5 protein-coding genes are annotated in these 8,420 nt (G+C 32.8%); 3 read left to right on the top strand and 2 right to left on the bottom strand.

Features of this window, described 5'->3' with window-relative positions; translation table 11 throughout:
• From FPG59_RS11410 to accD, 3 genes are all read left to right on the top strand, one after another.
• Window positions 1-2,540 (top strand): BamA/TamA family outer membrane protein (locus FPG59_RS11410; RefSeq protein WP_254906692.1); only part of this gene is annotated, 2,540 nt, incomplete at its 5' end.
• A gap of 61 nt (window positions 2,541-2,601) precedes the next feature.
• Window positions 2,602-3,669 carry a class II fructose-bisphosphate aldolase gene (fbaA, locus tag FPG59_RS11405; RefSeq protein ID WP_086454726.1) on the top strand — a complete coding sequence of 356 codons (1,068 nt, stop codon included), beginning with the start codon at window positions 2,602-2,604 and terminating at the stop codon, window positions 3,667-3,669.
• Window positions 3,670-3,743: 74 nt separating this feature from the next.
• A complete protein-coding gene (gene accD / locus FPG59_RS11400) occupies window positions 3,744-4,598 on the top strand; it encodes an acetyl-CoA carboxylase, carboxyltransferase subunit beta (RefSeq protein ID WP_086454725.1) in 855 nt (284 codons plus the stop codon).
• 72 nt (window positions 4,599-4,670) lie between these two features.
• Here the strand turns inward: accD and FPG59_RS11395 are convergent, their stop codons facing one another.
• Both FPG59_RS11395 and FPG59_RS11390 read right to left on the bottom strand, forming a co-directional pair.
• Complete coding sequence (locus FPG59_RS11395; RefSeq protein WP_086454724.1) at window positions 4,671-6,860, bottom strand: TonB-dependent siderophore receptor; 2,190 nt, start codon at window positions 6,858-6,860, stop codon at window positions 4,671-4,673.
• A 245-nt stretch (window positions 6,861-7,105) separates the two neighbouring features.
• Entirely contained in the window at window positions 7,106-8,356 is a 1,251-nt protein-coding gene (locus tag FPG59_RS11390) for an ABC transporter permease (protein ID WP_086454723.1), read from the bottom strand.
• Between the last annotated feature and the right edge of the window lie 64 nt (window positions 8,357-8,420).

Genomic DNA, 8,420 nt, shown 5'->3' with positions numbered 1-8,420 from the left:
CATTTATTCTAATTGCAATACTTATTTGTGCCTGTAACGCTGTAAAAAGAGTTCCTGAGGGCAAATTATTGCTCACAAAGAATGAAATAACAGTGAATGATAAAAATGTTTCTGATGAAACTATTTTCAATCAATTGTATCAAAAACCAAATAGCAACTTACTAGATTACCGATTAAGACTTAATTTATACTCCATTGCAAATTTAAATTCTGATTCAACTTATCAAGCTAAGTTTACCAATAATCCCAACAAGTACAGCCGTAAATCAAAATGGCTTTCTGCAAAACAGGTTGACCGATTAGGTAAATCTTTCTGGTACCATGGCATTCATGATTTTTTAAAAACAACAGGAGAAGCTCCCGTAATTTTAGAGAAAGAAAAAGCAGATAAATCGTTATTCAGATTAAAATATTATTTTTTCAATAATGGTTTCTTCAATGTAAATGCATCTTATGTTATTGACACACTGGAGAGAAAAAAAGGAAAGATTAAGTACAATATTGTATCTGGTTCACAATACACTCTGGATACTATAAAATCAACCATTTTAACTCCTGCCCTAGATTCATTATACACTTCTATAAAAAGTGCAAGCTTCATTAAAAGCGGAAAGCCATACAAAACAGAGGATTTTGAGAATGAAAAAAACAGAATTACAACTCATTTTAGAAACAATGGCGCTTATTATTTTCAGCCAAATTACATAACATTTAATGTAGACACCATCAAAAAAGTCAATAAAGCAAACATCAATTTATTGGTTGCGAATTATACATACCAAATGAATGATAGCACTAAAACGGAACCTTTTAAGTTATATAAAATTAGTGATGTAAAAATATTTTCGGATTACAGTCCTAATTTAAATTCGTTTCAAATCAAAGACAGTGTCACGTATAATGGCTTTACAATTTACAGCCAAAACAAACTTAAGTACAAACCAAAGGCTTTAACTAATGCGCTATTTATCACCAAAGGAGGTTTATATGCCGACAACAAAACGGTATTAACAACACGTTATTTAAACAATCTTAAAATTTTTAATTACCCCTCTATTCAATACGAGGTTGATAAGAGAGATACTACTGCGCATTCTCTAATTGCTAAAGTATTTTTGACACCTAGAAAAAAATATAGTTTTGGGACTAGTCTAGATGTAACCCACTCTAATATTCAAGCTTTTGGAATAGGAGTTAGCGTGTCAGAAACAGTACGAAACGTGTTTAATGGTGCCGAAACATTAGAGCTAGCAGTACGAGGCAACATTGGATCGTCACAAGATTTAGCTAATCCGAATAATAATTTCTTCAATGTTTCTGAATATGGTTTAGATCTAAAACTAAATATCCCAAGGATTTTTATGCCTTTCAGAACCGAAAAAATCATTCCTAAAAGCATGATCCCATCTACTTTAGTCACCGTAGGTTTTGCTAAACAACAAAATATTGGACTTGATAAAGAAAACTTCACCAGTACACTTTCTTACAATTGGACACCGCAAAAAAACAACACTGCTCGATTTGATTTACTAAACACACAATTTGTACGAAATTTAAACTCACAAAACTACTTCAATGTTTATAAATCATCCTATAATGCTTTAAATAACATTAGTAAAGAATACAATACCAATACTACATATTACGATAACCCTGCAAATAGAAATTTAAGCATAGAAAGAGGTACTTCGGGATTTACAAATGATGTCTTAAACAATAGTGGTACATTTTTAAAGCCTATTACTCCAACTGATTTTCAAGATATTAAAAGCATTGAAGAAAGAAGACAAAGATTAACCGAAAATGACTTTATTCTAGCAACCAGTTTCACTTTCTCTAAAACGACTAAAAAGGACATAGCAGACGATACCTTTTATTTATTTAAAACAAAAATAGAATCGGCAGGTACTTTATTAACGGCTTTTGCTAGCTCTACAAATCAAAAGAAAAATTCAGGCGGTAATTATGAAATCTTTAATCTTGAATATTCAGAATACATAAAAACCGAATTTGATTACATAAAACACTGGGCACTCTCTACAGAAAATAAAATTGCCTTTAGATCTTTTTTTGGAATAGCAATTCCTTTTGGTAATTCAAATAACATTCCGTTTTCACGAAGTTATTTCTCAGGAGGATCAAATGATAATAGAGCGTGGCAACCGTATGCACTAGGCCCAGGCAGTAGCGGAGCTATTAATGATTTTAATGAAGCCAATATGAAAATTGCCATTAGTGGTGAATTTCGATTTAAAGTACTTGGCGATTTAAAAGGCGCCATATTTGCAGATGCTGGAAACATCTGGAATGTACTGGATAATGTTGAGGATGAGAAATCTACCTTTACAAGTTACCGTGATTTAAAAGACATTGCATTAGGCACTGGTTTTGGACTTAGATATGACCTTAGTTTTTTTGTTATCCGTTTTGATTTGGGTTTTAAAACTTACAACCCAGCCAATGAAATAAATAAAAGATGGTTTAGAGAGTATAACTTTGCGAACTCCGTTTTAAATTTTGGTATAAATTATCCGTTCTAATACTATTTAATTCCTATTTTTGCAGAACTAAAAACTAAAAAAATTACTAAAAATTAACACTATGGCACACAACATAAAACCAGGAGTAGCAACAGGAGATCAGGTTCAAGAAATCTTTAATTATGCTAAAGAAAAAGGATTTGCATTGCCTGCAGTAAATGTAACTGGCTCAAATACAATTAACAGCGTTCTTGAAACAGCCACTAAATTAAATGCTCCCGTAATCATTCAGTTTTCTAATGGTGGAGCACAGTTTAATGCTGGTAAAGGATTATCTAATGCAGGAGAAAAAGCAGCAATTGCTGGTGGAATTGCTGGTGCTTTGCACATTCATACACTAGCAGAAGCCTATGGTGCAACGGTAATTTTACACACAGATCATTGTGCAAAGAAATTATTGCCTTGGATTGATGGATTATTAGACGCATCCGAAGCACATTTTGCAAAGACTGGAAAACCGCTATATTCATCTCATATGATAGATTTATCTGAGGAGCCAATTGAAGAGAACATCGAAATTTGCAAAGGCTATTTAGAGCGTATGAGCAAAATGGGGATGACTCTTGAAATTGAACTAGGTATTACAGGTGGTGAAGAAGATGGTGTAGACAACTCTGATGTAGATAGTTCAAAATTATACACACAACCTGAAGAAGTTGCTTATGCTTATGAGGAACTTTCTAAAATAAGTCCTCGTTTTACAATTGCAGCCGCTTTTGGAAATGTACACGGAGTATACAAACCAGGAAATGTAAAATTAACTCCAAAAATCTTAAAGAATTCTCAAGATTTTGTTCAAAATAAATTCAACACAGGTCACAACCCAGTTGATTTTGTTTTCCACGGTGGGTCAGGATCTACACTTGAAGAAATCAGAGAGGGAATTAGCTATGGTGTTATCAAAATGAATATTGACACTGATTTGCAATTTGCATTTACAGAGGGTATTCGTGATTATATGATTAAAAATATTGATTATCTAAAAACACAAATTGGTAATCCAGAAGGCGCTGACGCTCCAAATAAAAAACATTACGATCCAAGAAAATGGTTGCGTGAAAGCGAAATCACTTTCAATACAAGATTAGAGCAAGCATTTGCTGACTTGAACAACGTGAATACATTATAATAAAAAGTTTAAAGTTTCAGGTTTAAGGTTTCAAAACTTTAAACTTTAAACCTGAAACAACAAAAACAATAAATATGGCTTGGTTTAAAAGAAAAGAAAAAGGGATTACAACAGCTACTGAAGACAAAATGGATATCCCAAAAGGGCTTTGGTACAAATCTCCTACAGGAAAAATTATTGATGCAGATGAACTTGCTCGCAACTTATTTGTAAGTCCAGAAGATGGTTTTCACGTAAGAATAGGTAGCGCTGAGTATTTTCAAATTTTGTTTGACAATAATGAATTTGTTGAGTTAGACAAAAACATGACTTCAAAAGACCCTCTGCATTTTGTGGATACAAAAAAGTATGCCGATCGTTTGAAAGACGTCATGGACAAAACCAAACTTAAAGATGCTGTACGTACAGGTGTTGGAAAATCTAAAGGTAAAGATTTAGTAATTTGCTGTATGGATTTTGCTTTTATTGGCGGATCTATGGGAGCTGTTGTAGGTGAAAAAATTGCGAGAGGAATAGATCACGCAATCAAAAACAAAATGCCGTTTTTAATGATTTCAAAATCTGGTGGAGCCAGAATGATGGAAGCTGCTTACTCTTTAATGCAATTAGCTAAAACATCTGTAAAATTAGCACAACTTGCCGAAGCTAAATTACCATATATCTCACTTTGTACAGATCCAACAACGGGTGGAACTACTGCTTCCTACGCTATGCTAGGTGACATTAACATTGCTGAGCCGGGCGCATTGATAGGTTTTGCTGGTCCTAGAGTTGTAAGAGACACCACTGGAAAAGATTTGCCAGAAGGTTTTCAAACTGCTGAATTTCTTCTTGAGCACGGTTTCTTAGATTTTATCACTCCAAGAAAAGAATTGAAAGATAAGATTAACTTGTATATAGATTTGATTCAAAACAATCCTGTACGATAGTTTCACTACTCGATATTGTAAAAAATCCTGTTCACGAGTACGTGAACAGGATTTTTTTTTTAGTTTTATATTTTAGAAATCATACTTTACGCCACTGTAAATATTTCGGCCAGGCGCATTAATTCCAGAGGAAAATGTTCTATACTGTAGGTCTAAAATGTTTTCGAGCCCAAAAAATAATGTAGCACCCGGAAATATAGCAATACTAGACTTAAAATTGTAAGTTTGCCATGCTGGCATTCCATTTGCTGGCGCATATTGTAAGTTATCCTCACCGCTTGCAGCATAATCTTTTATGTTTTTCTTCCCGTTAAACAATAAATAAACTTCTAAATTAAGTACTGATTTAGAATAAGTAAAACCTATTTTGCCAAAATAAGGAGCAATATGATCTAAGGGAGCTTGGATTTGTTTGTCAACAATTCTACCTAGACTGTAATTAAAGGTAGCATCTAAATTCAAACTAGGCAATAGCTTAACATATAAAGATGTTGATAAACCCGTAACAAAAGCTTTCCCTCTATTTTGATTTGCAAAAACCTCACTAAGTGTTCCGTCATAAACCAGCTTATTACTACCGTTAAATAAAAATGGACTTGTCACAATAGCATCAAACAATCTAGTATAAAAATAGGTGTTTTGAAATTTTACCTTTTTTGATAATGATTGTATAACAAATCCCAAATCAGCCGTAACTGTTTTTTCAGGCTTCAAATTAGAGTTAGGAACAATCAATGTTCCCTGAACTGATTCAAAAATCTTGGCAAGATCATCTATATTTGGAACTCTAAAACCTGAGGACACATTCGCTTTTAACGATACTGTTTTTGATGTATTTTTAACAATCCCAATCGAACCGCTATAGATTAAATTGTCTTGTGCTATTTGGTTAAATGGCAAAGAAAAAAAAGAATTATCTGCCAATTTACTATTTAAACTAGTAAATCCAATGCGCACACCAGCATTAACAAAGGTATTGTAATTGTATTTACTATTATAAGACACGTACATATCATTACGTATCATTTGGTTTTCACCGTTAGGATAGCGTGTACTTATTAGACTTATAGCACCAGTTCTAATGTCGTTTGCAAAAGCAGAAGAGTTCAATGTTTCATAATACGATTCAAACCCATAAAGCAGTTCACCAAATTCGAACTTCTTTGTTAGATCAACAGCTACAGAAAACATATTTACATTTTCAACTCTATTTTGCAAGCTATATACCCCAAATCTTCTATTGTGCCTGCTCTCTTTTGCATTTTGAAAAGCAATATTAACCTGTACATCAGTTTCAAAAAAAGCCTTGACTTTCTTTAAGGTATAGATAGTAAGTAATCGTTCTTGTGGGCCATAATACCATTGCGCATGTGTTAAACCCGTTGAAACACTTGTTTCTGTTAACCGATCATACCTCGGAATAACTGATGATGTAGAATACTGTAAATTGACATTGTGCTCGAAGCCTGAATTTGTTTTAAAACCAAATTTTTGCATAAAATTATACTGCTTATAACCAGTGTTTTTTTGAACATATTTATCATCATTAGCTAATATTTGATCAATCCCATTGATTGTAGCAACATAAAATAGTCTTTCCCCAAAATAATCTGAATTACGATTTTTCTTTTCACCCATTTTTAAGTCACCAAAATCATTGAAAGATACGCTAGAAAATGAGGCGAAATTCCCCGTAGCATAGTTCAAATTAAAAGCAACCGATTTTTCATTATTTACAGAACTGTACCGAGTATTTGTACTACCCGTAAACTTATATTCTACTTCATTTGAAAATTTAACTTTTTTTGTTGTCATAGCAACTGCTCCACCTAGAGCATCACTCCCAAATAATGTTGAAGCTGGTCCGTAAAAAACACCTACATTATCCAGCAAACTTTCATCAACGGTTATCACATTTTGAAGGTGTCCAGCTCTAAAAATTAAATTATTCATTCTAACACCATCAACAAGTAACAAGACTCTACTTGCTTCAAACCCCCTTATTGAAGGACTTCCGCCTCCTTGTTGTGATTTTTGAACAAATAAGGATCCTGAATTAGATAAGACATCGGCTGTATTTTGAAAATTTTGAAATTCAATATCTTTTGAAGTTAATATTGTGAACTGATACGAAATCGATCCCTTTTTAGCTGGCAATTTTAAAAATGCAACCACATCCGATAGTTTTGTAGTGTCTTTTTGCATTTGTGAAAATCCAATCAGCGAAAACAGCAATAATACACAAGTAAAACTTACTTTCATTCATTATAAAATTAAACTTTAAATAATTATCATAATTAGGATAGCATTTTGATTAAAGAATTGTAATGGGTTTTAAACCCAATGTGCATAAACTTTCCACAATAATTTTATTGAAAATAAATTATTCACTACTACACCTTAAAAATGGGGCATTTTAAAAAAGTTAGTCGCCCAATTGAGCAAACAAGAATTAAAAACAATATTTGTAAAAAACATTACTATCCCATTAATCGCATGCAAAAAAGTTACATTCCTGTTCTAATAGCCTCAACAGGATCTAATTTTGAAGCAGAAATAGCTGGTAGAATTCCCGAAATTACCCCAACAATAATGGACAATCCAGAACCTATTAAGATGTTCCAAAAACTTAAAACAAACTCAAACTCTAAAACATTAGTAAGCAATATAGAAAGCAACCAAACAATTATCAAACCGATAGTTCCTCCTATTACGCATAGAATAATAGCTTCAAATAAAAATTGGAACAGTATAAATCTGTTTTTGGCCCCTAATGATTTTTGAATCCCAATTAAATTAGTACGCTCTTTTACAGAGACAAACATAATATTGGCTACACCAAAACCACCCACTAAAAACGAAAAAACACTAATCAATATTCCACCACCACGCATTGCACCAATGATTCCGTCTAATAAATCTGTAAATCCCGAAAGCACATTGACAAAAAAGTTATCTATTTCATCTACTTTCATCCCTCTAATGTTTCGTAATTTCTGAGTTAACTCAGCCTTAAACGCTTCCATATCAACTCCTTTTTCAGGCTTAACAAGGATAACAGGTGTCATAGCGCTATTGTTATCCCCATACATTCGTCTTAAAAAATTAACTGGAATAAAAACAGATGTGTCATTACTATCGCCAAACATTCCTTCACCTTGCTTTTTTAAAGTACCAATAACACTAAAACGTTGTCCGTACAAGCGTAAGTTTTTACCAATAGGTTCGCTTTCGCCAAAAAGGCTTTGGGCAATATCATATCCTAAAACAATTACGGGAGCACCAGAATTAGATTCGGATTCATTGTAAAACCTACCTTTATCAAATTCGAGACCCTGAATGTCAATAAACTCATGAGAAACAGGAACAATATTCACATCACTTACAGACTCTGATTCGTATTTTAAACTTTCTCGATTTACAAAAAATTGAAATGCCATTTCATCAACATCATTCATAGAGCCTTTCAAATATTCGTACTCATCGTATTTCACATCAGGAAATTGCTCTCGTTTCCATTGTGGGATTTCAGAAGGACCAAAAGAAAAGCGCATCAAATAAATCGTATTTTTATCTAAACTACTTAAATCTTTCTTTATTTTTTTGTCTAAAGAATCTACCGCAGCTAGAATTGCAATAATTGAAAAAATTCCGATCGTAACTCCCAATAACGAAAGTAAGGTTCTTAATTTATTGTTGCGCAAGGCACTCATAGCAAATCCAAAACTTTCTCGTAACAATCTAAGGTAAACTAACATATAATGTGTATTGTGTTAAGTAAAAATCTATAAATAATATTCAAAAACCTAATAAAAATAAGAA

The sequence above is a fragment of the Flavobacterium sp. FPG59 genome, from assembly GCF_002150205.1.
Classification (GTDB): Bacteria; Bacteroidota; Bacteroidia; order Flavobacteriales; family Flavobacteriaceae; genus Flavobacterium.
Note: the sequence above shows the minus strand (reverse complement) of the source record. Positions and strands in the feature narration are given on the sequence as shown.